Source organism: uncultured Sulfitobacter sp., from assembly GCF_947499945.1.
Taxonomy (GTDB): domain Bacteria; phylum Pseudomonadota; class Alphaproteobacteria; order Rhodobacterales; family Rhodobacteraceae; genus Sulfitobacter.
The window spans coordinates 261,379-285,737 of sequence record NZ_CANMQD010000004.1; the positions used below are offsets into that span (position 1 = coordinate 261,379).

25 protein-coding genes are annotated in these 24,359 nt (G+C 54.8%); 6 read left to right on the forward strand and 19 right to left on the reverse strand.

The window, feature by feature from the left end:
- The first annotated feature begins 411 nt into the window (after positions 1–411).
- On the forward strand, positions 412–1,056 hold the full coding sequence (locus Q0775_RS16720) for an invasion associated locus B family protein (RefSeq protein ID WP_298863576.1): 645 nt from the start codon (positions 412–414) through the stop codon (positions 1,054–1,056).
- Between the two features lie 75 nt (positions 1,057–1,131).
- Here the strand turns inward: Q0775_RS16720 and Q0775_RS16725 are convergent, their stop codons facing one another.
- Genes Q0775_RS16725 through Q0775_RS16740 form a run of 4 tightly spaced genes read right to left on the reverse strand, consistent with a single transcriptional unit; the run spans position 1,132 to position 5,377 of the window.
- The gene (locus Q0775_RS16725; RefSeq protein ID WP_298863579.1) at positions 1,132–2,340 is read right to left on the reverse strand and encodes a beta-ketoacyl-[acyl-carrier-protein] synthase family protein; all 1,209 of its coding nucleotides are present in this window, start codon (positions 2,338–2,340) and stop codon (positions 1,132–1,134) included.
- On the reverse strand, positions 2,340–2,600 hold the full coding sequence (locus Q0775_RS16730; RefSeq protein WP_298863582.1) for an acyl carrier protein: 261 nt from the start codon (positions 2,598–2,600) through the stop codon (positions 2,340–2,342). Before Q0775_RS16730 ends, Q0775_RS16725 begins: the two co-directional genes overlap by 1 nt.
- 36 nt (positions 2,601–2,636) lie before the next feature.
- Positions 2,637–3,731, reverse strand: coding sequence for a UDP-3-O-(3-hydroxymyristoyl)glucosamine N-acyltransferase (gene lpxD, locus Q0775_RS16735; protein ID WP_298863586.1), 1,095 nt, complete (start codon positions 3,729–3,731; stop codon positions 2,637–2,639).
- Positions 3,732–3,760: 29 nt separating this feature from the next.
- Positions 3,761–5,377 carry a L,D-transpeptidase family protein gene (locus Q0775_RS16740; RefSeq protein ID WP_298863589.1) on the reverse strand — a complete coding sequence of 539 codons (1,617 nt, stop codon included), beginning with the start codon at positions 5,375–5,377 and terminating at the stop codon, positions 3,761–3,763.
- A 345-nt stretch (positions 5,378–5,722) separates the two neighbouring features.
- On the opposite strand from Q0775_RS16740, the gene Q0775_RS16745 reads away from it, so the two are divergent.
- The 5 genes from Q0775_RS16745 to Q0775_RS16765 all read left to right on the forward strand — a co-directional run bounded on the left by Q0775_RS16745 (position 5,723) and on the right by Q0775_RS16765 (position 11,264).
- A complete protein-coding gene (locus tag Q0775_RS16745) occupies positions 5,723–6,292 on the forward strand; it encodes a DUF882 domain-containing protein (RefSeq protein ID WP_298863593.1) in 570 nt (189 codons plus the stop codon).
- 231 nt (positions 6,293–6,523) lie between these two features.
- Entirely contained in the window at positions 6,524–8,713 is a 2,190-nt protein-coding gene (locus tag Q0775_RS16750) for an NADP-dependent isocitrate dehydrogenase (RefSeq protein WP_298863596.1), read from the forward strand.
- Between the two features lie 199 nt (positions 8,714–8,912).
- Complete coding sequence (locus Q0775_RS16755; RefSeq protein WP_298863599.1) at positions 8,913–9,314, forward strand: BLUF domain-containing protein; 402 nt, start codon at positions 8,913–8,915, stop codon at positions 9,312–9,314.
- A gap of 82 nt (positions 9,315–9,396) precedes the next feature.
- Positions 9,397–10,317 carry an MBL fold metallo-hydrolase gene (locus Q0775_RS16760; protein WP_298863601.1) on the forward strand — a complete coding sequence of 307 codons (921 nt, stop codon included), beginning with the start codon at positions 9,397–9,399 and terminating at the stop codon, positions 10,315–10,317.
- Positions 10,318–10,319: 2 nt separating this feature from the next.
- A complete protein-coding gene (locus Q0775_RS16765) occupies positions 10,320–11,264 on the forward strand; it encodes an MBL fold metallo-hydrolase (protein WP_298863603.1) in 945 nt (314 codons plus the stop codon).
- A 3-nt stretch (positions 11,265–11,267) separates the two neighbouring features.
- On the opposite strand, the gene Q0775_RS16770 is transcribed toward Q0775_RS16765, so the two are convergent.
- From Q0775_RS16770 to Q0775_RS16840, 15 genes are all read right to left on the reverse strand, one after another.
- Positions 11,268–12,335: a YeeE/YedE family protein gene (locus tag Q0775_RS16770; protein ID WP_298863606.1), complete on the reverse strand. Its 1,068-nt coding sequence runs from the start codon at positions 12,333–12,335 to the stop codon at positions 11,268–11,270.
- 42 nt (positions 12,336–12,377) lie between these two features.
- Positions 12,378–13,598, reverse strand: coding sequence for a 5-aminolevulinate synthase (gene hemA, locus Q0775_RS16775; RefSeq protein WP_298863609.1), 1,221 nt, complete (start codon positions 13,596–13,598; stop codon positions 12,378–12,380).
- Entirely contained in the window at positions 13,598–14,035 is a 438-nt protein-coding gene (locus tag Q0775_RS16780; RefSeq protein WP_298863612.1) for a DUF302 domain-containing protein, read from the reverse strand. The genes hemA and Q0775_RS16780 overlap by 1 nt, the downstream gene beginning before the upstream one ends.
- 85 nt (positions 14,036–14,120) lie before the next feature.
- The gene (locus tag Q0775_RS16785) at positions 14,121–15,389 is read right to left on the reverse strand and encodes an NAD(P)/FAD-dependent oxidoreductase (protein WP_298863615.1); all 1,269 of its coding nucleotides are present in this window, start codon (positions 15,387–15,389) and stop codon (positions 14,121–14,123) included.
- A 28-nt stretch (positions 15,390–15,417) separates the two neighbouring features.
- Positions 15,418–16,122, reverse strand: coding sequence for a c-type cytochrome (locus Q0775_RS16790; RefSeq protein WP_298863617.1), 705 nt, complete (start codon positions 16,120–16,122; stop codon positions 15,418–15,420).
- 4 nt (positions 16,123–16,126) lie between these two features.
- A complete protein-coding gene (locus Q0775_RS16795) occupies positions 16,127–17,194 on the reverse strand; it encodes a c-type cytochrome (RefSeq protein ID WP_298863620.1) in 1,068 nt (355 codons plus the stop codon).
- Positions 17,178–18,446, reverse strand: a complete 1,269-nt coding sequence (gene soxC / locus Q0775_RS16800) for a sulfite dehydrogenase (RefSeq protein WP_298863623.1) — start codon at positions 18,444–18,446, stop codon at positions 17,178–17,180. The genes Q0775_RS16795 and soxC overlap by 17 nt, the downstream gene beginning before the upstream one ends.
- Before the next feature lie 38 nt (positions 18,447–18,484).
- Entirely contained in the window at positions 18,485–18,922 is a 438-nt protein-coding gene (locus tag Q0775_RS16805) for a DsrE family protein (protein ID WP_298863626.1), read from the reverse strand.
- A 23-nt stretch (positions 18,923–18,945) separates the two neighbouring features.
- Positions 18,946–20,649, reverse strand: coding sequence for a thiosulfohydrolase SoxB (soxB, locus tag Q0775_RS16810; RefSeq protein ID WP_298863629.1), 1,704 nt, complete (start codon positions 20,647–20,649; stop codon positions 18,946–18,948).
- A 96-nt stretch (positions 20,650–20,745) separates the two neighbouring features.
- Positions 20,746–21,591, reverse strand: a complete 846-nt coding sequence (gene soxA, locus Q0775_RS16815; protein ID WP_298863631.1) for a sulfur oxidation c-type cytochrome SoxA — start codon at positions 21,589–21,591, stop codon at positions 20,746–20,748.
- 25 nt (positions 21,592–21,616) lie between these two features.
- Positions 21,617–21,946 carry a thiosulfate oxidation carrier complex protein SoxZ gene (soxZ, locus tag Q0775_RS16820; RefSeq protein ID WP_298863634.1) on the reverse strand — a complete coding sequence of 110 codons (330 nt, stop codon included), beginning with the start codon at positions 21,944–21,946 and terminating at the stop codon, positions 21,617–21,619.
- A 20-nt stretch (positions 21,947–21,966) separates the two neighbouring features.
- Complete coding sequence (soxY, locus tag Q0775_RS16825) at positions 21,967–22,383, reverse strand: thiosulfate oxidation carrier protein SoxY (RefSeq protein ID WP_298863637.1); 417 nt, start codon at positions 22,381–22,383, stop codon at positions 21,967–21,969.
- 45 nt (positions 22,384–22,428) lie between these two features.
- Positions 22,429–22,902 carry a sulfur oxidation c-type cytochrome SoxX gene (soxX, locus tag Q0775_RS16830; protein WP_298863640.1) on the reverse strand — a complete coding sequence of 158 codons (474 nt, stop codon included), beginning with the start codon at positions 22,900–22,902 and terminating at the stop codon, positions 22,429–22,431.
- 120 nt (positions 22,903–23,022) lie between these two features.
- Positions 23,023–23,586: a thioredoxin family protein gene (locus tag Q0775_RS16835; RefSeq protein ID WP_298863642.1), complete on the reverse strand. Its 564-nt coding sequence runs from the start codon at positions 23,584–23,586 to the stop codon at positions 23,023–23,025.
- Between the two features lie 14 nt (positions 23,587–23,600).
- On the reverse strand, positions 23,601–24,341 hold the full coding sequence (locus Q0775_RS16840; protein ID WP_298863645.1) for a cytochrome c biogenesis protein CcdA: 741 nt from the start codon (positions 24,339–24,341) through the stop codon (positions 23,601–23,603).
- Positions 24,342–24,359 lie beyond the last annotated feature (18 nt).

Consider the following 24,359-nt stretch of genomic DNA (forward strand, 5'->3'; position numbering starts at 1 on the left):
TAACTTTTGGGCGCCATAGTGAAAGCGTCAACGGCCCGATGTCCTTGGGACGTTTGACGCTTCCTCCCTGTCAGACTGGCCGTGCCTTCGGGTACGGCCTTTTTTTATCGCCAACAGCTTCGGTTAACACTCTTATATGGAGTAAAATCCTGTTTTCCTGTTGACCGTTCATGCCCGCTTGGCATAACCTTCCCTCAATAAGTCGGCACAGTCCGACAGGGAGTGACTAAAAGTCTTAAGAGAGGGTGCCACGCGCCCTCTTTTTTCACATTTATACACCGAAATATTTCAGCATCTTCGAACGCTAAGCAGAAAAGCGCTGTCTTCTTTTCCCCCTCATGCGCAATCCCCCTGACAAGCCCTTGAGAGAGTGCTAAAGCAAGTTAACTTATCACTAACGACGGATTTCTCATGACCAAGTTTATCTCTGCATTGCCCCTTTGCGCAGCTTTGGCACTTTTTGCACCAGCACATGTTTTTGCTCAAACGACCACAACAGACGGCGCCGTTACGGTGACCACAGATGAGGACGCCACTGCACCAACGGCCGAAGATCTGCTGAGCCTTGGAGAAGATGCAGATCCAGCACCCGTAGCCGGAAAACCCTACACCCGTGAAGTTATCGGTTCTTGGGAGATGCGCTGTATCAAAGGCGAAGAAGGCTCCACCGAGGTAGAGCCATGCCAGATGTACCAGCTGATGAACGATGGCCAAGGTGCGCCCGTTGCCGAAGTTTCATTGTTCAGACTACCAGCTGGCGGCAAAGCCATTGCAGGTGCGACAATCATCGTACCGCTTGAGACATCCCTGCCCAGTCAGGTCACCCTTGCGATTGATGGTGGCAAGGCCCGTCGTTACCCCTATGCGTTTTGCAACCCGATTGGCTGCTATGTGCGTCTGGGTCTGACCGCTGATGATGTTGCGGCGTTCAAGCGCGGCAATGAAGCCGTTATGACAATCGTTCCAGCCCTTGCACCGGATCAGAAAGTCGAACTCAAGCTTTCTTTGACAGGCTTCACAGCATCCTATGACAAGGTTTCCGTACTCGACCAGTAAGAGAGAGCAGCAGAACATTAAAGCCGCTCCTTCCGGGGCGGCTTTTTCTTTGGATTATTCTATCGGCCAGAAAGTTCAGATTTTGCGCAGTGCAATAACCGCGTTCATCCCGCCAAAGGCAAACGCATTGCTCAGCGCCACATCAACTTTGGCGTCACGCGCCACGTTCGGCACAACATCAAGAGCGCATTCGGGGTCAGGCTCCTGATAACCGATTGTGGGCGCGATCACACCGTCGCGCAGTGCCAAGATGCAAGCAAGCAATTCAACAGCACCCGTGCCGCCAATCAAATGCCCGTGCATTGATTTGGTTGAGCTGATCATCAGCTGGTCCGCATGAGCACCAAAAACATCCGCCACTGCCGCACATTCGGTTTTGTCATTGGCGGCAGTGCCTGTGCCGTGCGCATTGATATAGCCCACTTCAGAACGGTCAATCTGTGCATCAGCCAGTGCGCCTGCCATCGCCCGTGCAGCCCCGTTTTTGGAAGGCATCACGATATCAGACGCATCTGATGACATGGCGAAACCTGCCACTTCACACATGATTTCGGCCCCACGCGCGCGTGCATGCTCGTATTCCTCAAAAACAAAAATGCCTGCTCCTTCGCCCTGTACCATCCCGTTACGGTTGGCCGAGAACGGGCGACAGGCGTCTTTTGACATGACGCGCAAACCTTCCCAAGCTTTTACCCCGCCAAAACACAGCATGGATTCAGATCCGCCCGTGACCATGACAGGGGCCATGCCGGAACGGATCATCATAAAGGCCTGCGCCATTGCATGATTTGAGGATGCACAGGCCGTCGAGACGGTAAAGGACGGCCCCTTGAGGTTCCATTCCATGCTCACATGGCTGGCTGCTGCGTTGTTCATCAGCTTCGGCACCACAAAGGGGTGCACACGGTTTTTTCCCTCTTCATACACAGCGCGGTAATTGTCGTCCCATGTGCTTACCCCGCCGCCAGCGGTGCCAAGCACCACACCGGAACGCGCAGCAAGTTCACCTGCGAAGATCAGGCCCGACTGCTCAATCGCCTCACGCGCAGCGGCAAGGGTGAACTGCGTAAAGCGGTCATAGAGTGAGATTTGCTGACGGTTATAGCGGCCCTCGGCCTCGAACCCGTTCACTTGACCACCGATCCTGATTTGCAGACGGTCCACATCACGGATGTCGAGCGGACCAATGCCACACACTCCCTCGCGCATGGCAGCCATGGTATCAGCTACGCTATGCCCCAGTGCATTGATCGTACCCGCGCCCGTTATGACGACCCGTTTCATCAGGTGTTCTGTTCCGCGCGCAGCCGCTCTATCCCCGCAACGATGCTGGCCACTGTAGAGATGTCGAAATCAGACTCTTTGGGGGCATTCGCATTGAACGGCACCGTGACATCAAAGGCTTCCTCAATAGCGAAAATGCTCTCGACCAGACCCAGACTGTCTATGCCAAGGCTCTCCAGCGTGCTTTCCAGCGTCACGTCTTCCGGTTCCAGCAAGGCCTGTTCCGCGATAATGGCGATGACCTGATCTTTGACGTCCATGGTAGGTATTCCTTTAAGGCAGCCTTTTCGAGGCATTTAGGCATCCTTGTCGCTCTTGAAAACCGCCTTTTTCAATTCCGCGACTTCCCGCATCAGGCGCGGCAAACGGCGCAATGCTTTGTAGCCCTCAACCTGTTTGTCCATTTGCGTGGCAGGATAGCCGAGCATCGTGCGCCCCGCAGGCACATTCGACATTAGTTTTGTCCCGCCCCCCGCAATCACACCGTCACCGACAAAGATGTTATCGTTCACACCACATTGCCCAGCCAAAACGACGTTGTTACCAATCGTTGCCGAACCAGCGATGCCCACCTGCCCGCAAATCAGACTGTTGCGCCCGATGACAACGTTGTGACCCAGATGCACTTGGTTATCGAGTTTGGTGCCGTCGCCAATCATGGTGTCGCGAATGGTGCCGCAGTCAATAGTGGCGCCCATGCCGATCTCGACATCATCGCCAATAGTGACCGAGCCGAGCGAATGGATACGGGTCCAGTCCTGTGCCTGTGCCTCCCCCTGATCGCCGAGGGTCTTGCGCACACTCTCGACGCTGCTTGGCTCTGCGGTGACAAAAGAGAAGCCATCGCCGCCGATCCGCGCACCCGGTTGGGCAATGAAACGCGAACCAATGGTGACACGCGCGCCGATGCTGACACCTTCGCGCAGGTAGGCACCCTCACCCACAGTCACGTTCCAACCGATAAAACACTGTGGGCCAATCACACTGCCTGCGCCAATCTTGGCGCCCTTCGAGATCACAGCCAAAGGACCGACACTTACATCCGCACCCAGTTCCGCCTCAGGATCAACAAATGCCGTGGGGTGGATGCCCTCAGCATATCCCTGCCCCGCATCCAGCATCTTTGTCAGACCAGACATGGCATACCGTGGCCGTGGCGCGATGATCGCAGCCTCCAGCCCTAGCGCCTCCCAATCGGCCCCTTCCCAAAGCATAGCGGCACGGGCATCACCCTGCCCTAAGCTTTCGGCATATTTGGGATTCATCGCGAGAGCCAGATCATCGCGCCCTGCAGCAGCAGGCTCTGCTGCCATGATGATCAAAATATCAGTGGCGCCAAAGGCTTTCGCCCCCAACGCCGCTGCAATTTCTTTAACGGTATAGTGGGTCATATCGCGCTCCCCTGAGGTTGCGCGCAGATTTACCCCTGAACGCGGTTAAGTTCCACCCCTGCCTTTTGCAGCGCATTCCAAATCTTGGCATCGCGACCGTAAATATCTTTGCGGAAGTTCAGCTGTCCCCGCGCATCGGTATAGGCGGTCCGGTAGATGATGTGCACGGGCACAGGCTCAACCAGATTAACACGGGACTCACGGCCTGTGCGCAGTTGCGATTTGAAAAAGCCCATCGGGTCCGCCTCTTGCTTGGCCAGCAACGCTTCGGCAAAATCAAACGGGTCTTTCAGACGAATACAGCCATGGCTGAACGCGCGCACTTCGCGGCTAAACAGGTTTTTTGCAGGCGTATCATGCAGATAGATGTTGTACTTATTCGGGAACATGAACTTCACCAATCCCAGCGCATTGCGGCCGCTGGGTGGTTGGCGCATCGAATAAGGAAAGTTGCGCGCAGTATACTTTGCAAAGTTCGCACTTGCTCGGTTTACGACACGGCCACGGCTGTCAGTGATCTCGATATGGCGAACCGCATTAGGGTTGTTGCGCAGCGCCGGTAGGTATTCGCCCACAATGATGGAGCGCGGGACATACCAGCTCGGGTTGATCACCATGTGATCCATCACATCGGAGAATTCAGGCGTCGGACGGTCACCACGATTGGCACCCACTACGGAACGCGTCTCGAATGTGATGCGGCCATCATCGACAATTTTCGCTGTGAAATCAGGAATGTTCACCAGGATATGACGATAACCACGCTTTTTGTTCAGCCAGCGTTCCCGCTCCATCGCAACCAACACAGATTTCAGACGCGTCTCGATGCTCTCGTTGATCTCTTTGATTGTGCCGCTGCCCGCAACGCCGTCTGCCTCAAGACCATGCGCCTTCTGGAACGCTGTGACCGCTTCGGTCATCGCCTTATCATAGGTTTTGGCGTTGGAACGCTCAAGGTAGCCCATAATCATCAAACGGTTGCGCAGGGTCAGCACTGCAGGACCAGACGCACCCGGCTTAAGCGAGGATGCGTTGACCGTCGGACCCCAACCGCCGCGTCTCGACTGCTCTTGAAACAACATCTTCTGTTTCATCAACGACGTGTATTCCAGTGTCTTTGGCGCGAGGTTGCGCAGGTAAGTCGAGGGCTGTGAGGACAGAAAGCCCGAAATAAGCTCGGCACGGTCAGTGTAATCGACCTCGCGCTTGATCTCGTTCACAACTTTGCTCGGGATCAGAGCACCGCTTTGGATATCGCGGGCATATTGCAAGAACATGCGGGTCATCTCGACTTCGATCAAACCCAGATCACGTGCTGAGCGCGCGCTTTTCATCTGCCGCTCAAGCGCGTCAGCATCGTATCTGGCAACAGGCAGACCGTGGTCGCCCGCACGGCGCAGTGCGTCCAAAAGGGCCGCGCGGCGTGCTTGGTGAATTTCGTCTGATCCAGTCCACACACCCTCAAAGTTCTGGGCGCGGTAGAATTTGGCGATATCCTCGTCACGCGATCCGGTCTCGGCGACGGCTTGTTTAAATGCAGTAACTTGTGCGTTTGCCTGCTGCGGCGGTGTTAAAAATAATGCGCCAAGCGCCAGCGCGAGTGCAACCGATTTAGGTGCGTTAAAAGATGGCAGTCTTGGCAACATCAAAAATCCCCTGAAAAAGACGTTTTTTTTCTATGCGTTCTTTTTCACCATCGGTGCTGATCATGTCCACTCACAATCAAGAGACTATTGATAATATCGAAGCCGTTGATGCGGAATTAACACCTACAATCACGCAATTGCCGCAAAGCTGCTGTGTGATGCGCAAGAAATTGCCTAAAATTCCCCCTATCCTCTAACAAATCGATTCACCTCTTGGTTCCCTTTTTTGCCTATGCAATAGAGATACGGCATCTGGGGAGATGATAAAAAGGCACGTGTAACATCACGAGCACATAGGCAGATCCACAGGCACGCCGACGTTGGCAAGAAACGGGACAGACAGTTATGACAGGCAACAGCTCAAACGGTATGACACGGCGCGGCATCCTTGGTGCATTCGCAGCAACAGTAGTCAGCGCCGCCCCGACATATTCAAACGCAGCAGGTTTTTTGCGTGGTGGCGGGGATATTCGCCGCATCAAAATGTATTCTGGCCGCACCGGTGAGCGGATCGATATGATCTACTGGATCGAAGGCAACTACATCAAAGATGCCGTAAAAGAAGTGAATTACTTCATGCGCGACTGGCGCACAAATGACGTCTATAAGATGGATTTGCGCAACATCGACATCATGGCAGCAGCACATAATCTGCTGGACGCCAATGAGCCTTACATGCTCCTCTCTGGCTACCGCAGCCCAAAAACTAACGCTATGCTGCGTGCACGCTCTGGTGGAGTGGCCAAGAAATCCCTGCACATGCGGGGACAAGCCGCCGATTTGCGTCTTTCCGGTCGTTCCGTGCAACAGGTTGCAAAAGCTGCATCCGTATGTCGCGGTGGTGGTGTTGGTCGTTATTCCGGCTCCAACTTTGTTCATATGGATTGCGGCACAGTGCGCACTTGGGGTCGGTAACCTAACCCCCATCCAGAAGATCAAGCGCCTCAAGGGGCGCTTTTTTTATGATTAATTCTACGCTCAGACAGACGTTCTAACTGTTGCTTTCGACTTCAGCTGAAAACTCCCAGTATTCTCTGTGTTTTTGCATGATTTCAAACGGTATACTACGGTATGCACTCGACGTGCGGCAACTCCTAGGGTAGATAATGGCCAAATTCACGCCATATCAATTCATAGGGGTTAAACATGTCAGACATCATTTATACAAAAGTGGACGAAGCGCCCGAGCTGGCCTCGGCATCCTTTCTGCCTGTCATTCAGAAATTTGCGTCCGCCGCTGGCGTTTCTGTCGGTACGAAAGACATCAGTCTTGCTGGCCGTATCCTCGCCACTTTCCCCGAACACCTGACCGAACAGCAACGCCAGTCCGACGATCTGGCCGAACTGGGCCAACTTGTGAAAACCCCTGATGCCAACGTCATCAAACTGCCAAACATCTCCGCTTCCGTGCCCCAATTGGTAGCCGCGATTAAAGAGCTTCAGTCTCAGGGCTACGCCCTGCCCGACTACCCCGAAGCGCCGAACAGCGATGCCGAAAAAGCCGTTCGCGCCAAGTATGATACGCTCAAAGGTTCTGCCGTGAACCCTGTCCTGCGCGAAGGCAACTCAGACCGCCGCGCAGCCAAAGCAGTCAAAAGCTTTGCTCAAAGCAATCCGCATCGCATGGGCGATTGGACTGCCGACAGCAAAACGCATGTCTCCGCCATGTCGGGTGGCGATTTCTTCTCAAACGAAGTTTCAGCCACACTCGCAAAAGAGGCCACCGCCAAAATCGTTCTGGTAACTGACGCTGGTGAAACTGTCCTCAAAGATGGCGTTTCGTATCCTGCTGGCACCGTAGTCGATGCGACCTTTATGAGCGCCGCCGCCCTGCAATCCTTCCTCAAGGACCAGATCGAGCAGACGAAAGCCGAAGGCACGCTGTTCTCGCTTCACATGAAAGCGACGATGATGAAGGTTTCTGACCCGATCATCTTTGGTCACGCGGTCAAAGCGTTCCTCGCGCCAGTGTTCGATAAGCACGGCGATGCGATGGCCGATCTGGGTGTGAACCCGAACTCGGGCCTCGGCGATCTTCTGTCCCGGGTTGAAGGCAACGCTGATATCATGGCCGATATCGAGGCCTGCATGGCCGACCGTCCACCAATGTATATGGTCGATAGCGATAAGGGCATCACCAACCTGCATGTCTCCTCCGATGTCATCATCGACGCTTCCATGCCCGCGCTGATCCGCGCTGGCGGCAAAGGCTGGGGTCCAGACAACAAAGAGCATGATGCAAACTGTGTCATCCCTGACAATTCCTATGCACCCGTCTATGATGAAACGATTAAGTTCTTCAAAGAGAACGGAAAACTGAATCCTGCCACCGCAGGTACAGTGCAGAACGTGGGTCTCATGGCGCAAAAGGCTGAGGAATACGGCTCCCATCCCACTACATTCGAGATTGCCGAAGCTGGCACCGTCAAGATGATCCTCGACGACGGTACGGTTTTGCACGAGCATAAGGTGGAGGCTGGTGACATCTGGCGCTCCGCTTCTGCGCGTATGGCGCCCATTCAGGACTGGGTAAACCTCGCCATTGACCGCCAGAAGGCCGAAGGCTGCAGTGCGATTTTCTGGCTTGATGCCGAGCGTGCCCACGATGCCGAGCTGATCGCCTATGTGGAGCCGATCCTTGAGGCAAAAGGCGTGGCGGACAAGTTCCAGATCATGGCCCCCCGCGAAGCAACCCGTGCCTCGCTTGAAATCATCACTGCTGGCCAAAACACCATCGCCATCACGGGCAACGTCCTGCGCGATTACCTCACTGATCTGTTCCCGATCCTTGAGCTGGCGACATCCGCCAAAATGCTCTCGATCGTGAAGCTGATGAACGGTGGCGGCTTATTTGAAACAGGCGCTGGCGGTTCCGCCCCCAAGCACGTTCAACAGCTGCAAGAAGAAAATCACCTGCGCTGGGACAGCCTTGGTGAGTTCTGCGCGTTGGGTGAAAGCCTCCAGTTCCTCGCCGACGCTAAAGGAAACGAGAAAGCCCGCATTTTGGGTCAGGCCGTTGATGCCGCAACCCAAGGCATCCTTGACAATGGCCGCTCCCCCTCACGCAAAGTAGGTGAGCCGGACAACCGCGCAAGCCACTACTGGTTTGCCCGCTATTGGGCCGAGGCACTGGCCGCTCAAAACAGCGATGCCGATCTGGCCGCGCATTTCGCTCCGGTGGCAGCCGCGTTGGCAAAGGGTGAAGAAGCGATCCTGTCCGAAATGGCCACAGTCCAAGGACCGCCCGCCGATCTGGGTGGCTATTTCCATACCGACCCAGCCAAAACTGCCAGCGTGATGCGTCCGTCAGCGACGTTTAACGCGATTATCGGCTAAGATTCGTTGAAAAAAGACTGACTGCGCTACAGATATCTGTTGCGCGGCCAGTCACTGCGCGCATTTCTCTACGTGACAATCGTAAAGGCCCCGAACTTCTCACAAGACATCCCAACCTTTCACGCATAGGCTTTGGAGTACGTACATAACGATCGTCAGCCTTCATCTAGGAGCCGCCATCATCGCAGATATTATCCAAGTGATCTATTCTTCCCAACCTTTCGGCTATGACGTGTCCCTGCTGAGCGGAATTCTTCTGGATGCGCGCAAGCACAACATCCGTGACGGGATCACAGGTGCGCTGATCTGCAGGCATGATATCTATCTGCAAATGCTTGAAGGTCCTGCAGACAAAGTAAATGACGCAATCGCGCGGATCGGGCGCGATGACCGCCACGTGGATATGAAGATCCTGCTGTCAGAGCAAAGTGATAGCCGCCTCTTCGGGGATTGGGCGATGCTGCATGACCCCGCAAAAACAGTGATCTGGAGCGATACGGAAATCGCCGATGGTATCCTCGACACGACATCACCCAAAGAGATCAAAGCGGTGTTTGCAGCACTCTCAGAAAAGGTGAAAGACGGCGAACTACCTGCATAGTCGCGCCAACAATTACAAAGACCCCCTTGCGCACTATGCGACAATCCATCACATTCAAATAATAGAATTATTGGAGAGTGTGATGAGACTTCCCCGCAGAAATTTCATGTCTGGTGCCGCAGCTCTGGGTTTTGGCGCAGCTTACGGACTTCAATTGCGACCCGCCCACGCGCAATTGGCCTTGGGTGATATCAAGCTGGACGTCGTAAGTGACGGCTCTCTCACACTCCCGGGCAGTTTCATTTTTGAACCAATGCCCCAAGACGAATTGCTGCCCATTCTGAAGCGGTTGGGTCAATCCGCCGAGGTGCTCACACCGCCCTGCAATGTAACACTTATGCGCCAAGGCGACCGAACCGTCTTGTTTGACGCAGGGTCTGGTTCTGATTTTTCGCCTAACTCCGGTATCTTACTGGACTCTCTTGATGCACTTGATGTGAGTGCGGAGGATATCACGGACATCGTTTTTACCCATGCGCACCCTGATCACCTTTGGGGAATTCTTGATGACTTTGATGATCCACTTTTTACCAATGCAAAATATATGATCGGCAAGACGGAGTGGGACTATTGGCTAAACCCCAACACTGTCGACGAGATCGGAGACGCGCGAACAGCCTTTGCAGTAGGTGCCAAACGGCGGCTAGAGATGATCGAGGACCAGATCGAATTTTTTAATGACGGCGACGAAATCATGGCAGGCGTGGTGGCGCGGGCAACCCTTGGCCATACCCCCGGCCATATGGCAATCGAAGTGCGCCAAGGAAGCGAGTCAGTTATGATCCTTGGTGATTGTATCGGCAATGATCATATCGCCTTTGCGCGTCCTGAGTGGCTGTCAGGCTCGGATCAGGATCCTGAGACGGCGGCGGCGACCCGTCTGTCTCTGATGGACCAACTCTCCCACGAGAAAACGCGCGTGATAGGTTTTCACCTTACCGATAACGGTCTGGGCTATGTCGAAAAAGCAACCGACGGCTATGCATTTGTGACGGAGACGTGAGCATGAAATACGTCTCCCTTGCCCTAGCCTTCATCGCAGCCCCCGCGCTGGCCAGCGAAGATATCGCAGATCAGTACCCTGCCTCCATGCTTTACTCCAAACCTGTCGAGGTCATCCCCCATGTCTTCTCCGCTATCGGTGCCACCGCGCCGCCGACCTATGAGAACGCGGGGCATAACAACAACTTGAGCTTCATCATCACCGGTGATGGTGTTGTTGTCATAAACTCGGGCGCCTCGTATCAGCTGGCCGAAGCGCTGCACACCGAGATCAAAGCAATTACGGACCAACCGGTGAAATTGGTGTTTACCGAGAACGGTCAGGGCCACGCCATGTTAGGCAATTCCTATTGGACCGATCTTGGCGTGGATGTGGTGGCCCATGTGGATGCTGCCGCCGCTTTTGAGGAGTCCGGTGACATGTCCCTGCGCGCGGCCATCGCCCGTGTAAAAGAGCGGGCGGACAAAACCGCGCTTGCTGCGCCCACAATCACCTTTGAGGATGAGTACATCGTAGAGATGGGTGATATTCGGATCGAGGCACGCTACCTTGGTCCTGCGCACAGTCCTGGTGACATTGTCGTCTGGCTGCCCGAGCAGAGCATGGTGATTTCCGGTGATATGGCATTTCACGAACGCATGCTGCCGATCTTTGAAGATACCATGACCGCCGATTGGGTCGAGACATGGGAGACAGCGTTTGAGCCATTGGGCGCGACCTACGTCATTCCCGGTCATGGCCATCCAACGAACATGGATCAAGTGCGCCGCTATACCCACGACTATCTGGTCTATCTGCGCGAGCAAGTCGGCGCATTGATCGAGAATGGCGACGGGTTGGCCGAAGCTTACTATGTCGATCAAACGCCCTATGCCCATCTCGACACGTTTGAAGAACTGGCAACAAAGAACGCTGGCCGCGTCTATGAACAGATGGAATTCGAGTAACGCTTAAGCTGTTGTGGTTTTGCGTAAAGCAAACTGCGACAGCCCCAGATGGGTGACCATCGCGCCAATCCACATAGAGAAAAGCGCCACCCATGCGGTGAGCGCAAAGATGGACCCGCCCGACATGCCTGCGCCAACGGCGCAACCGCCAGCCAGCATACTGCCAAAGCCCATGAGCACCGCCCCCACTAGATAACGCTCCATCGGGGTGTCGGAGCCAAAACGCTCAATCGCTGCCTCCCGCGTGAACAACGCCATGCCGCAAGCGCCAACAAACACCCCCGGCACCAGCCCCATACCAAAACCGAGCGGCAAATCAGCGGTGTTCACCAACCCCATCAGCGTATCTGCAGACGGCCCCGTGAAGGTGACGGAGGATATCGGTACAACTTCGAATGACGCACTCGCAATCCAATATGTGAGCAACCAACCAAGACCAACAGCGGCGCCAACGCCAGCCGCAGCAAGGGCGCGTGTAACGTCGACATCACCGCGCTTTGCCAACCAGAAGGCAATGAGTAGCCCCACCGCTGCGAGAACAGCGACCACAGCCGACGTAAGCCCCAGATGCCAAAGAATGTTCCGCTCCTGCCCTCCTTGAACAAGCCAGATACCACCAAGAGTCTCACGCAACGGAGAGAGCGCACCGCGAAGCGATGCTTGGGCCACCAATGTCAGCACAAGTCCGGTAATGAGCGCCCGCAAATTGCCTGTTGCCGAAAGCACCAGCAAACGGCTGGCGCAACCCCGCGCAAGGATCATTCCGCAGCCAAACATTAGTCCACCAATCATAGCCCCTGACATGCTGCCCGTCGCCGCAAGCTGCCGTGTGCCCGACACATCGAGAAATCCAGATGCGATAGCACCTTGAACAGCAAAGACAGCGGCGCAAAATGCAATGAGCCAGATCGACAACCGCGCGCCAAAGCGCCCTTCGGCCACTTCTACCGTGGCCGCACGAAGGCAAAACCGCGAATGTTGCGCCATGGCGCCAAAAAGAATGCCCGTTACAGCACCAGCGGAAGCCAGTACCGCCCCATCGCCAAATTGGTCAAGCAGTCCCTCGATCATCACCGCATCCTAACATCAAAAAGGCTGCGTGCACGGCTCTGCCTATTGCGCAGCCATGGGCATACGCGCCAGTTGGCACTGCGCCCAAAGGTCTTCCAACGCGCCGATCAGCGCTTCGATGTCCGCCGCACTATGCACTGGCGACGGCGTGATGCGCAGCCGCTCGGTTCCTTTGGGAACTGTGGGATAGTTAATTGGCTGAATATAAATTCCGTGCTCCTTGAGCAGCGTATCGGAGATGAATTTACACTTATGCGGATCACCAACCATAACAGGTATGATGTGGCTGGGGTTTTCCACATGAGGGATACCGATCGCATCCAGACGGCTTCGTACGTCGGCAACTTTTTCCTGCTGCTGTTCACGCTCAGTGCCGCTGGTCTTGAGGTGCCTGATTGAGGCGGCTGCGCCTGCGGCCACGGCAGGCGGAATAGCTGTGGTAAAAATAAACCCGCTGGCAAAACTGCGAACAAAATCGCACAGCTCGGACGAGGCCGCAATATAGCCGCCCATCACGCCAAAGGCTTTGCCCAATGTCCCCTCAATCACAGTGAGGCGGTCCATCAACCCTTCTCGCTCGGCGATGCCGCCGCCACGTGGGCCGTACAAGCCAACAGCGTGCACTTCGTCAAGGTATGTCATGGCATTATATTTATCGGCCAGATCACAAATCTCCTTGATGGGTGCGATATCCCCATCCATGGAATAAACGCTCTCGAATGCGATCAGCTTGGGCCGCTCCAGCGGCAGCGCCGCGAGCTTTGTTTCCAGGTCTTCAAGGTCGTTATGTTTCCAGATCATCCGATCCGCCTTGGAATGGCGGATGCCCTCAATCATCGAGGCGTGATTGAGGGCATCAGACAGCACGATGCAATCAGGGATGCGCCCCGCGAGCGTACCAAGCGCTGCCCAGTTAGACACATAGCCAGAAGTGAACAGTAAAGCTGCTTCCTTGCCATGTAGATCGGCCAATTCAGCCTCCAGCAGCACATGGTCATGGGTGGTCCCCGATATATTGCGCGTCCCCCCAGCGCCCGCACCGCAACGATCCAACGCCTCATGCATGGCGTTCAAAACTTTCGGATGTTGGCCCATACCCAAGTAGTCATTCGAGCACCAGATCGTCACATCGCCGTTTTTCTCACCGCGTGACGTCGCCCGCGGGAAAGAACCGCAATGGCGCTCAAGCTCGGCAAATACGCGGTAGTTGCCTTGTTCGCGGAGATCATCCAACGCAGTCTTAAAAAAGTCTTGATAGTTCATCAGTTCCCCACCGCTTCTCGTGCGATTTCATCAAGCAGTGCTTGAACTTCTTTCATTGGTCCTTCGGGATAGGTGCGATAGCCGACCATCACTTCGCCTGCCCGCTCCGCCACAAACACGCCGTATGGGCAATGTGCGATATTCATCGGGTCCGCTTCCATCACCTTGCGCGACACAACGGCAGAGCAAAACAGATACACATCCGCTTCGCCAAAAATCTCGACACTGCTGCCTACATCAACAGCCGTACGGTTGAGCATTTCGCCCGTATGACTGACATAGTCGATCACCAGCCCCTTACCTATAATGGCATTTTCAACGCCGAAAGTGGCATCTGCAAAACTCCCGTCAAAGGGATAGACAACAGCTGTCTCCTGAGCGGAAACACCGCCTGTCAAAAGTAAACAAGCAAGACCAGCAGTGATAAATGAACGCATGTGAATTCCCCCTAATTTCCAGACCAATTTGCCTGATGGTGCATAAGAGAACATTGATCCAGATCAATGCTCTCTTGTATTATTGTCAGGCTCCGAACATGTCCTTGGTGATCCCTGTGTACCACCCTTCGGATTCCTCATAGGTCGCCTTGCGCAATTCCGCCGTCTCGCCTGTGGCAGAAATAAAGCCATCTACTTTAGCGATCTTTTCATCCGTAGCCTCATAGGTCGCACCAACTTTGACACCGTCGTTGGTGTCGATGAGCGACCAGCAAGTGTTGGAGAACTTGGCAGGAAAAACCCGTGACCCCGTCAATGCCCCCCGCACAGCATTGGCGCAAACCTTGGCTTGGCTGTTGGCAGAATAGCCGGATTTTGGCATGTCGCCCTGCTGTGCCGCATCACCCAGCACATAAATGTCTGGATCTGCCTTGGTAGACATATCGGCTGCATTCACAGGGGCCCAGTTACCATCGGTGACACCCGCCAACTCCGCGATGCGGCCTGCTTTCATGGCCGGAATAACGTTGCAAACGTCAACATTAGTTACTTCGCCGTCGATGGTGACTGTCATCGCATCAGGATCGACGGAGACATTACCCCCGCCAAAGTCCTCACCGATCCAGTCAATCATGCCCTCATAATGGTTCGCCCAGCCTTCTTGGAACAGGCTCTGCTTGGAAAATTTTGCTTTTGGGTCGGCAACGATAATCTTGGCTGTCGGGTTATTCGCCTTGAGGAAGTGCGCCACCATCGACACCCGCTCATATGGGCCAGGAGGGCAGCGGTAGGGATTTGGCGGTGCGACCATCGCAAATGTTCCGCCCTCGGGCATCGCCATCAGTTGCGCCTTGAGCAGCTCGGTCTGGCTGCCCCCCTTGTAGGCGTGCGGCATCGCGTTTTGCGCCATGAGGTTCCAGCCCTCAACAGCGCCGTCCACAAAATCAATACCGGGTGACAGGATCAGCTTGTCATAAGGGACAGAACCGCCCCCCGCCAACGCGACGGTCTTTGCATCACGGTCCACTCCTGTAACCCAATCGTGCACCACATTCACGCCACCTGCTGCAATCCCGCCATAGGAATGGCCCAGATCGTCCATCTCTTTGAAACCACCCAAATAGAGGTTCGAGAAGAAGCAGGTGTAGTACTGGCGCGAAGGTTCAATCAGCGTAACAGCGACTTCACCCTTGCTGTCCTTGGCGATATAACGCGCAGCCGTGGCACCTCCTGCCCCGCCGCCGACAACCACCACGTGAGGCTTACCGTGACCTGCCGCGAATACGGTCGGCGCGGCAATCGTCGCTGCGACCGCAGCGCCCGTGCCCAGAAAAATACGTCTGTTCAATGTCATAATAGTCTCCTCCCAGAGTGCGGCCCCGTTATTCGAGGTCCTTAAAATACGCGGCTAGAGCTGCGATTTCTTCGTCGTTCAGGCGTCCCGCCATCATTTGCATCACAGGATGGGGGCGTAATTTGCGTTTATAGGCGTGCATGGCCACTACAAAATCTTCTGTAGGCCAGTTGCTTATGCCCGGAATGCCGTCATTTGCACCGCTGGCTTGATGGCAGGTCTGACATTCACTGGCCAGATATTCACCATATTCAGGATCCCCCTCAAGCGCGAGGATTGCAGGATCAAGATCATGATCGGTGCCAGTGGCCGTCGGCTCCGCCTCGGGAATATTGGCAGGATCATCCGAGAAACGGCGCAGGTAAGCCAGTAAATCAGCACGTTCTTGCGGGTCTTTGATGCCGCGAAAACTCATGCGGGTTTTGGACACCAGTGCACGCGGATTCTCGACATAGGCATCCAGCGTCTCGACTGTCCAGATGAGGCCATCATCCCCCATGCGGATCATATTCTTGGAGTATTGCATATCAGGCATCGCACCTGCTGTGCGGCCAAAGAGACCGTTGAGCTGAGGCCCGATCCGGTTGATCGCCCCTTGTCCCACCTCATGACAGGAAGCGCATTTCCGAAAGATCTTTTCGCCTTTGTCGGGATCTCCCAATCCGCTGGCAAAGGCACCCCCAGCCACAAAAACTGCGGCAAGGGAAACTTTTATGAGCGATTTCAAACGCACAAGCTTAATTACCGAAGGACTTGAGATACTCGATCACTGCCAACTGATCCTCTTCCTTCTTGAGACCTGCAAAGGACATCTTGGTGCCCTTCATATAAGCCTTCGGCTTTTCCAGAAACGCGGCCAGTTCGGCCTCAGACCAGACAAGACCACCCTCGGCCATCTCCATCAGCGCCTTTGAGTACTTGAAACCGTCCACCGCACCTGCGTCAGCCCCCACAACAGCGTTCAGGATCGGACCAACACGGTTTTTGGCACCTTCGCCTACTTGGTGGCAGGATTTGCACTTGCGAAAGACTTTCTCGCCCTCAGCGGCCAGTGCCTCATCAAAAGCGGCAGTAACAACTACAGGCTCTGCAGCACCTTCTTCCGCAGCAGGCTCGGCTTGCGCGACCACAACTTCTTGTACTGGTTCAGCCGCAGCTTCCTCCTCGCCTTCTTCCTGAGGTGTCACATCCAGAACCATCGCCCGCATCGTTACCTTCACGGGCTCGGGCTTGCAGTTTTCCATGCACGGCTCACCGCTCCAGATCGCATATTCCGCCTCGGCACGGTCATCAACGATAAAGCCGTCCGCGTTGGGCATCTCCACATCAAAGAATGTCTCTTTGGACAGAACAAAATCATCTTCGATCAGATCGTTGGAATAAAGAATGTAGGCAACAATTGCATAGGTCTCATCATCGGTGAGCGTGCCTGCGTTGCCGTAGGGCATAGACCGTTTGATATAATCGTAGGCCGTGGAGAGGTAAGGCCAATATGATCCGACTGTTTTCAGCGGATCATCGTGGTCCAGCGTATCTGCACCACCCGCAAGTTTGGGCCAGTTATCAATACCTTCGGCAAAGTCACCATGGCATGCTGCACATTTCGTGGCAAAGATTTCCTCACCGACGATAGCGTCGCCTGACCCTTCGGGCAGACCTGTACCATCGGCACTTATCTCGCCGTTCCATGCGGCAACTTCTTCGGGCAATGCCGCACGACCAAGGCCCATCTTTTCGGCTAGAACAGGTGTTGCGGACAGGGACAGAGCCGCCAGAATGGCGGTGGATTTAAGAAACTTCGACATTTTCAGCCTCACCGTTGCTGCGCACCAACCATGTCTGGATGCAGTTGTTATGATAGATTGAGTTCAGGCCGCGTACTTCGCGCAACTGCGTTTTGGTCGGCTGAACATAGCCCGTCTCGTCCATGGCGCGGCTTTGCAGCATCATCTCCGAGCCGTCCCACTCGGTGTCGAGATAGAACCGCGTGAGCGCTTTGCTCTCGCCTTCCTTGGCCAGACGCGCTGTCTCCCATGTCATGCCACCATCTTTGGAGACGTCAACGCGGGTGATCGCACCGTTGCCCGACCATGCCAGACCGCTGATCACAAGCGGGCCTGTGCCGTGGGTGATGGGCGATTGCGGGCTGGGGCTTGTCACAACGGATTTCGCATCCATCGTCCATGTCCACTTACGGCTGGTCCCATCCTCAAGTGTGTCGGTATATTTGCTGGTTTCTTCACGGCTCTCTACAGGGCCATCCATAACCTCGATGCGGCGGATCCATTTGACCCACATGTTCCCTTCCCAACCAGGCACAACAAGGCGCACAGGATAGCCATGCTCCTTGCGCAGCGCTTCGCCGTTGGCTTTGAACGCGATCAGGCAATCATCCAGCGCCTTTTCCATCGGGATAGAGCGTCCATTGGAGGAAGCATCAGCGCCCTCGACAAAGACCCACTTGTCCTTGAGATCACCAGCCGTGTCCAAACCTGCCTCTTCAAGCAGTGTACGAAGCGGTACGCCCGTATATTCCATGTTGTGGATCATGCCGTGCGTGAACTGTGCACCGTTAAGCTGCGCACCCGCCCACTCCATGCCGGTATTGGCCGCACATTCACAGAAGTACACGTGGTTCTCGCGCGGAAAGCGCTCGAGATCAGCGTAGGTAAATACCAGAGGGGTGTCCACCAAGCCATTGATCATCAACCGATAATCGCTCTTCTTCAATTCAATCGCGCCAGAGTGGTGACGCTCGAACGCGCAACCCTGTGGCGTGATAGTCCCGTCCAGCGCATGGATCGGGGTAAAGTTAATCGAACTCACGGTATCCGCCGTTAGCCATTCCACGTTACGGCGTACAACATCATCCTCGAATTTGATGGGCAGGCCATAGGGTGTCTCGTCCACACCATCACCAAAAGCTTGGGCCCATTCCTGAACTTCGGTGATCAGCGGATCAGGCGTTTGGGCATTCGCGGTACCAGCCATTGTGGCTGCCGCACCAGCTGCGACGCTGCTAGTCAAAAACTGTCGACGTGACGGTTTATTCGTCATGGCTCTCTCCTTCGGATTGGAAGCTTACAGTCTGGGCCTCAGGGCCGGATGTAAGCGTAGTCATTCTCTTGCAATTCGATCAAGCGCACGACGCCTGATGGCACCACCGTCGCCTCATCCAGCAATGTGATGTCTTTGCCGGCTTTCTTACTCATATTCCGCAGGGTGTTCCCGCACGCAGCGAAAGAGAGGTTGTCCATCTCAAGCGACATCGTTGAAATGCGATCTGCAACCGGGCTTTTGCCTGCAACGAACATGTTGAGGCCCGGCCCATAGGCGACCAATTCAACAATAACGGTATCGCCCTGTGCCTCATAATGGCTGGTAACGTTCGCGACATTGTTAAGCGCCATGTTCATCACCTGCGGATCATTCTCGTCGACGTGAATTGCGACACGGTGCGTGACCCCCTCGGCAAATGCGCTGGTTGCCAAAATTGCACCGAATAGGGCTGCGGATAGGATGGTCTTCATCATGATCTCTCCTTTGAGCGGCTGACTTAAATGCCGACGACTTTTACACTGTTGTTCGGATCAAGAGAGATTGTCCCCTGTTTGGCGATATGCGCCTCGACCACGTCCCAGATCGCAGGGCCTTCGGTGCCCTCGTTGACCGATGCCCAGCCCGCGATTTGATAAGTCTTTGTAGGGTCAATCGCCTCGCCGGTCTTGAGCAATGTCATTTCGGTAATGCGGTCACCCTGCGGCTTGGTCACGTCGATGCGGTAGCCAAGGCCACCAACGCGCACCATATCGCCACCTTGCTGGTAATAGGGATCAGGATTGAAGAGGTTGTCGGCCACGTCTTCCAGCACCACATGAAGGAATTCACCTGTCATCTCAGTGCGGTAGGCCTCGCCGTAACTCATAGAGGTCACGTTCCAGATATCCTCGCGGGTGATGTCCTGACCAGGCAGGATCGACGGCCCCCAACGCACACCAGGCGATAGCGCAATATCGGCCTCCCGCTCGGAAATTAACGCGTCACAGATAAGATCATCCCATGTCCCGTTAAAGTTACCTCGGCGGTAAAGCATCTGGTCGTCTGCTGTTCGGCCAATTACTTCGCTCAATACGTCAGCGTATGGTTCCCGCTGTGCATCAATCACTTTAGTCACTTCAGCATCTGGCGTAATTACGTCCGAAAAGATTGGGATCAGCTTGTGACGGAAGCCCATCATCCGGCCATCGCGCACATCCAGATCAACACGGCTCACGAATTTGCCGTTAGAACCAGAGGCCACGATGATCGTCTCACCCACCAGTACAGGTTCGGGCAGCGCGTCATGGGTGTGGCCAGACAGGATCACATCAATCCCTGTAACCTTGCCCGCCATCTGCTTGTCCACGTCAAAACCGTTGTGGCTCAGGCAGACAACAAGCTCGGCGCCTTGGGAGCGTACATCATCAACCATGGCCTGCATGTTCTCGTCGCGGATACCGAAGGAGTATTCGGGGAACATCCAGCCAGGATTGGCGATGGGCATGTAGGGGAAAGCTTGTCCTATGACAGCGATCTTCACGCCGCCGCGCTCAAAGAATTTATAGGGCGGAAACAATTCGGCAGGCTCGTCCCACTCCGCGTCAAAGATGTTCTGGCCAAGGGCGGCAAACGGCAGCCCCTCGACAATCTCGTTCACGCGATCAGATCCCAGCGTGAATTCCCAGTGGAAGGTCATCGCATCAGGCTTGAGCGCATTCATCACGTTGACCATGTCCTGACCCTGCGTGTGATAGCAGGTGTAGCTGCCGTGCCATGTATCGCCCCCGTCCAGAAGCAGTGCATCGGGCCGGTCCGCACGGATCGAATTGATCACTGTGGAAACACGGTCAAGTCCACCCACACGGCCATAGCTCTGCGCCAGTGCGCTAAAGTCATCATGGGTGAGCGCGTAAGCAGAGGGGCTACCATCATCGATGCCGTAAAGTTTACGGAAATCAGCGCCCGTAACATGGGGCACAGCACCCTTGTTGCCACCTACCCCGATGTTGACCGACGGCTCCCGAAAATAGATCGGCTTGAGCTGTGCATGGATGTCCGTGATGTGGATGAGCGAGACATTTCCGAAAGTATCAAACTCCAGCAGTTTGTCCTGTGTCATCAACTGCTGGGCCGCCAGACGGGACCAGTTCCCGAAACCCGAAGAGCCATAAAGCGCGGCAGCAGCCATGCTGGTCTGCATAAAATCACGGCGGGAAATCATCTCGGAACTCCTAGATAGGCATACATATGCGTATTATTGAATTAGTACAAAAAGAGAAAACCCCGCGCCGATTGCTCGGGCGGGGCCTCAGTTTTCTTAGTTGCGGATGGACGGACCTTCGACGCTCAGGCCGTTGCCGCGTGATGCGACGTAGAGCTCCAGAGCAACAAACTCTTCGCTGCCAGGGCTGTAGGTTTCGGCGCGTGTGTCACGGATACAGCCTTTGAAACGGGAGTGTGATCCGTTCAGCTTGGTATTCTTCAAGCGATAGACTGGAAAACCGTTGATCTGGCCTTGGCTCAGATGATCCGCACGGATCATCATACCATAACTGTCCTCGTGGCAGTTGGCACAAGACAGCTCAAGCTGACCTGTACGGGTATAATACAGCTCTTTACCCTTCTCCCACATGGACTGTGCAGGGCCATCGATGGCGACATTTACAGGCATGCCGCGCGAGACGGACGCGAGTGCTGCTTCCATGTTGATCGCTGTGCCGCTGTCATATTTCCATGCGTCGGCACCCATACGCTCTGTGCGGCAGGCGTTGACCTGCATTTGTAACGTGCGCACTTCGCCAGCTTCGGCGTTCCACTTGGGATATGTGGCTTTGACGCCCGCCATGCTGTCCATATCATTGTGGCACGAGGAGCATGACTTGCCCTCGGAACCGTCAACAGCAGCCCATGAATCCTGCCCCTGCTCAACAAAGATCATGCCGGGGTTGTCGAAGTCGTCCATTTGCATGGCCCGCGTCTCTTCGCCGCGAAACAGCCAGCCAGACATTACTTCGTCCAGCGTTTCCGAGACGTGCGCAGGCGCCGCTGTGCGAACCACCATCTCTGTCTCTTCGTTCAAAACCAGTTTATCATCTACCGGATCAGCAAATGCACCAGTGGTTGAGATCAGTCCCGCCAGTATGGCGCCTGTCAATATCCGCATGTTTTCCCTCCCAAGAATGTCGCGTTTAGCCGATTGCGATTGCTTTTGTCTCTTCATAGACTGAGCCGTCGTCGTCGTACCATGTGAATTTGAACTCACCTGCTTCGGGGACCATCGCTTCAAACTCGAAGTACGGGTTTGTGGAAATCGCAGGCTCCATTGTTACATCAATTACGCTCTCGCCGTTGAATTCACACGTGAAGCGGTTGATGATCGAACGCGGGATGGCATTGCCATCGCTGTCTTTACGCTGACCAGATTCCATTTTGTGGCTGATCAATGTCTTGAGCGTGACGCTCTCACCAGCAGCTGCTTTTTTCGGTACTTTGACGCGAGGTTTTACACCAGATGCCATAATAATTCTCCTTGAATGCCTTAGCCGCCGCAGCCGCCGATTGTTACTTTGACAGTGCTGGACGCCTGAACGAATGATCCGTCCTCCAGCTTAGCGACAGCGACAACGTCCTGCGTACCGGCAAGGCGAATACGCGTGGAAGCAGCGCGTGAGCCTGCCAGTTTGCCAAATTTGAATGTCGCGACACCCGGCGTTGGGTTGCCCGTTGCAAGAACCATAATCTCAACCGCCGTGTCCGATGACACTTCGATTGGAACAGTATTCCCGTTCTCGGCAATCTCGGGTGCGGTCAGGCTGATATCGCCTGCGCCCACTTCTGCGCCGCCTGTGAAGGCTGCGATTGCGTCCTCTGCAGCCGCAGACACGCGAATTGGAAGGCCTGCGATAAGCAGCGCACCTGCCCCCATCGCAATGGCGTTACGTCTTGTCAGTTCCATAGTGATCTCCTCCGTTCCCTAAAGGTGTTCGCCTTAAAGGGTCTGCTATTCCTTGAGTGTGGCAAGGTATGCCACGACATCTTCAATCTGCTGGGCGCTCAGAAGCGGTCCAAATGTCTCATCCGGCGCTTTGCCTGTGTAGGCGTTGCCGGGGCGGGTAAACCCTTCGGTCTTGTAGAACGATGGCATCATGCTGTCCTCGAACATGATCTTGGCGTTCGCGACGATACCGCGCAATTCTGCTTCGGACCAGCGGTCGCCGGCACCATCAAGCATGGGACCAATCTCGCCCTGAAACGGCACATCGGCCAAATCAGTTACTTGGTGACATGCAACACAGTTCCCTTGCCCTTTGTCGCCAACGATTACACGGCCATTAGCCGGATCGCCTGCAACACCGGACAACGACTTCTCCACTGCGCCATCGGTATAGCTGACTGCTGTTGGTTCAATTTCTTCAGCATATGCGGCTGAGGCCGCAAACCCTGCTACGATGACTGTTATGACGGAAATTCTCATGCGTCCTCCCAAACACTACATTTTGTATACCGTAGCGCACAATTTCCCGATCGTGCAACAATCAAATTCAACTAATTGAATTTTAATATTTGATACGGCGCTAAACTGCCTTATTTTGCGCTAGTCAGTCTGCTCTGCAAACTTACGTGCATGATATTTCTGGAAACTCTCGTCGCCATTATATCCTTCCTCCACAACCCAGTTAAGCATGTTGAATGTGGTATATCGCCCAAAGGCACCAGGCATAGTGGCCGCTGCTGCACGCCCCGCGGAGACATCTGTGCCTACTTCGGTCGGGAAAAACAGAATCGATGGCGTGAACAACGCCCCCCACTTCTTAACCATGTCCTTTTCGGGCAATGTCTCCCCGTCAAAGTCTGTGACTTCGACATCGCCGAACATATTGATTTGAACGACAAAGAAATTCTCTTCGATGTAATCGGCGATCTCCTCAATCGGAAAGACCTCCTCGTGCATCTTCTTGCAATAGATGCAGCCGCGCTGCTCGACGATGACCATGAGGCGCTTGCCCTCGGCGTTGGCTTCCGCCAGATCCTCGTGCAGGTCCTTGAACGTGTCACGCATCCACGGTGCTTTGTGCAAGCCGTCATCGCCCATGGTCGCGGCGTATGCGCCAAATGTCAGCGACATCAGAATCGCGCAAGCGGTGATAAGTTTTCTCATGATAGCTCTCCCTGTTATCCGATTGCGCCGAAGTTGGGGAATACTTCCAACATCCACTGCGCAATGTAGTTCACTGAATTTGTTGCAATAAGCAGGCCAAAGATAATGAGCATGACGCCCATGATCTTCTCAATAGTCCCCAGATTACGGCGAAATTTGTGCATCCAGCGCATAAATGGCCCGATAAAGAGGGCAGCCACAATAAACGGTGCCGTCATACCAACCCCGTAGACAAAAAGCAGCCATGCCCCTGTCGCCGCGGTGTCAGTCCCCGCTGCAGTAAAAAGGATCGCAGCGAGAACAGGCCCCACACAAGGGGTCCAACCAAAGGCGAAGGCCAGACCAATGACATATGCCCCTGCGTAGCTGACATTCGACGTCTCGCCTGCGTCTACACGCATCTGGCGGTACAGAATGCCAATGCGGATCACACCCAGAAAATGCAGACCCATTGCAATAATCACTGCCGCCGCTACCCAGCGCAGAATGTCGAAATACTCGCGCACGGCCTGACCAAAGGTAGATGCCGCAGCCCCTAGCCCCATAAAGATCGTTATGACACCCGCCGCAAAACAACACGCCGCCAAAACAGCGCGGGTCCGCGTGCGACGGTCAATGGTGGCATCCGCAGATATCTGGTTCATCCCCACCCCTGCAAGATAGCTCAGATAAAACGGAACAATCGGCAAAATGCACGGCGACAGGAACGACAAAAGCCCAGCAAGGGCAGCGCCAAAAAATGTGATGTCCATCATGGAAACGGTCTACCCTTG

What these genes read in the sequence shown, in the direction of transcription:
- Q0775_RS16725 (WP_298863579.1), bottom strand. Translation starts at nt 2,340, where the DNA reads ATGAAACGGGTCGTCATAACGGGCGCGGGTACGATCAATGCACTGGGG.
- Q0775_RS16730 (WP_298863582.1), bottom strand. Translation starts at nt 2,600, where the DNA reads ATGGACGTCAAAGATCAGGTCATCGCCATTATCGCGGAACAGGCCTTG.
- Q0775_RS16740 (WP_298863589.1), bottom strand. Translation starts at nt 5,377, where the DNA reads ATGTTGCCAAGACTGCCATCTTTTAACGCACCTAAATCGGTTGCACTC.
- soxY (WP_298863637.1), bottom strand. Translation starts at nt 22,383, where the DNA reads ATGGAACTGACAAGACGTAACGCCATTGCGATGGGGGCAGGTGCGCTG.
- Q0775_RS16805 (WP_298863626.1), bottom strand. Translation starts at nt 18,922, where the DNA reads ATGATGAAGACCATCCTATCCGCAGCCCTATTCGGTGCAATTTTGGCA.
- lpxD (WP_298863586.1), bottom strand. Translation starts at nt 3,731, where the DNA reads ATGACCCACTATACCGTTAAAGAAATTGCAGCGGCGTTGGGGGCGAAA.
- soxX (WP_298863640.1), bottom strand. Translation starts at nt 22,902, where the DNA reads ATGAGAATTTCCGTCATAACAGTCATCGTAGCAGGGTTTGCGGCCTCA.
- Q0775_RS16720 (WP_298863576.1), top strand. Translation starts at nt 412, where the DNA reads ATGACCAAGTTTATCTCTGCATTGCCCCTTTGCGCAGCTTTGGCACTT.
- Q0775_RS16780 (WP_298863612.1), bottom strand. Translation starts at nt 14,035, where the DNA reads ATGCGTTCATTTATCACTGCTGGTCTTGCTTGTTTACTTTTGACAGGC.
- soxB (WP_298863629.1), bottom strand. Translation starts at nt 20,649, where the DNA reads ATGATTTCCCGCCGTGATTTTATGCAGACCAGCATGGCTGCTGCCGCG.
- Q0775_RS16835 (WP_298863642.1), bottom strand. Translation starts at nt 23,586, where the DNA reads ATGAGAAAACTTATCACCGCTTGCGCGATTCTGATGTCGCTGACATTT.
- Q0775_RS16760 (WP_298863601.1), top strand. Translation starts at nt 9,397, where the DNA reads ATGAGACTTCCCCGCAGAAATTTCATGTCTGGTGCCGCAGCTCTGGGT.
- Q0775_RS16785 (WP_298863615.1), bottom strand. Translation starts at nt 15,389, where the DNA reads ATGACATTGAACAGACGTATTTTTCTGGGCACGGGCGCTGCGGTCGCA.
- Q0775_RS16750 (WP_298863596.1), top strand. Translation starts at nt 6,524, where the DNA reads ATGTCAGACATCATTTATACAAAAGTGGACGAAGCGCCCGAGCTGGCC.
- soxC (WP_298863623.1), bottom strand. Translation starts at nt 18,446, where the DNA reads ATGACGAATAAACCGTCACGTCGACAGTTTTTGACTAGCAGCGTCGCA.
- hemA (WP_298863609.1), bottom strand. Translation starts at nt 13,598, where the DNA reads ATGAACTATCAAGACTTTTTTAAGACTGCGTTGGATGATCTCCGCGAA.
- Q0775_RS16765 (WP_298863603.1), top strand. Translation starts at nt 10,320, where the DNA reads ATGAAATACGTCTCCCTTGCCCTAGCCTTCATCGCAGCCCCCGCGCTG.
- Q0775_RS16840 (WP_298863645.1), bottom strand. Translation starts at nt 24,341, where the DNA reads ATGATGGACATCACATTTTTTGGCGCTGCCCTTGCTGGGCTTTTGTCG.
- Q0775_RS16770 (WP_298863606.1), bottom strand. Translation starts at nt 12,335, where the DNA reads ATGATCGAGGGACTGCTTGACCAATTTGGCGATGGGGCGGTACTGGCT.
- Q0775_RS16745 (WP_298863593.1), top strand. Translation starts at nt 5,723, where the DNA reads ATGACAGGCAACAGCTCAAACGGTATGACACGGCGCGGCATCCTTGGT.
- soxZ (WP_298863634.1), bottom strand. Translation starts at nt 21,946, where the DNA reads ATGGCATCTGGTGTAAAACCTCGCGTCAAAGTACCGAAAAAAGCAGCT.
- Q0775_RS16795 (WP_298863620.1), bottom strand. Translation starts at nt 17,194, where the DNA reads ATGTCGAAGTTTCTTAAATCCACCGCCATTCTGGCGGCTCTGTCCCTG.
- soxA (WP_298863631.1), bottom strand. Translation starts at nt 21,591, where the DNA reads ATGCGGATATTGACAGGCGCCATACTGGCGGGACTGATCTCAACCACT.